Origin of the sequence: Microbacterium sp. C448 (assembly GCF_000582705.2) — a bacterium.
Lineage (GTDB): Bacteria > Actinomycetota > Actinomycetes > Actinomycetales > Microbacteriaceae > Microbacterium > Microbacterium lacus_A.
Genome location: NZ_HG779627.1, coordinates 1 through 1,092 on the forward strand (window position 1 = coordinate 1; position 1,092 = coordinate 1,092).

Annotated in this window: 2 protein-coding genes; both read left to right on the plus strand. The window is 69.8% G+C overall.

The window, feature by feature from the left end; all coding sequences use genetic code 11:
- Positions 1–403 (plus strand): DnaJ C-terminal domain-containing protein (locus MIC448_RS04825; protein ID WP_036296809.1); only part of this gene is annotated, 403 nt, incomplete at its 5' end.
- Positions 403–1,092: 16S rRNA (uracil(1498)-N(3))-methyltransferase (locus MIC448_RS04830; RefSeq protein WP_036296812.1), on the plus strand; the 690-nt coding region annotated here is incomplete at its 3' end. The genes MIC448_RS04825 and MIC448_RS04830, both read left to right, overlap by 1 nt.

Consider the following 1,092-nt stretch of genomic DNA (forward strand, 5'->3'; position numbering starts at 1 on the left):
CCACGGCGACCTGTACATCGAGGTCACGGTGGCGCACCACGAGGTCTACAGCCGCGAGGGCGACGATCTGCTCGCAACCCTCGAGGTCTCGATGCCCGACGCCGTGCTCGGCACGACGACCACGATCGAGGCGCTGGACGGTCCCGTCGAGCTGGAGATCCGCCCGGGCATCCAAGCCGGTGACGTCCTGACGATCAAGGGTCGCGGCATCACCGAGCTTCGCGGATCCCAGCGCGGCGACCTGCGGGTCGGCGTGCAGGTGCTCACCCCGACGCGCCTCGACGCGAAGGAGCGGGCCCTCATCGAAGAGCTCCGTAAGCGCACCAAGGCACCCGCACCCAAGCTCGCGCACTTCCAGCAGGGCATCTTCTCGAAGCTCCGCGACCGCTTCCGGAACGGTTGATGGCCCTGCACTTCGTCGCTGCTGAGGCGACGGATGCTGCGGTCGGAGGTCTGCTCGGACTGACCGGCGCCGAGGCCCATCACGCGGCGGTCGTTCGCCGGGTGCGTTCGGGTGAGCCCGTAACGGTCGGCGATGGCCGGGGCGTCTGGCTCGAGGGCGTCTGCGAAGAGGTCACGTCGAAAGAGGTGGCCGTTCGCGTCGCGGCGCGGCGGGTCGAGCCACAGCCGACACCGCGGCTCGTGCTCGTGCAGGCGCTCGCGAAGGGCGACCGTGATGAGCTTGCCGTGCAGGCCGCGACCGAGCTGGGCGTCGACGGAATCGTGCCGTGGCAGGCGTCGCGCAGCGTTTCGCGGTGGTCCGGCCCGAAGGTCGATAAGGGTGTTGCGCGGTGGGAGGCGATCACGCGCGAGTCGGCCAAGCAGGCGCATCGCGCCTGGATTCCGGATGTCTCGGCACCGGTCACGACGAAGCAGCTCGGAGCTCTTGCGGCTTCAGCATCCGTGCTCGTTCTCGAACCGACCGCTGAGGCGACGCTTACCGCGCAGCTGCTGAATCCCATGGATGAGCGCGGCGTCGAGCGCGACATCGTGCTGGTCGTCGGTCCGGAGGGCGGGATCGCCCCGGACGAGCTCGACGCGCTCGTCCAGGCAGGTGCCGTGCTGGTGCGGCTCGGCGACACGGTCTTGCGG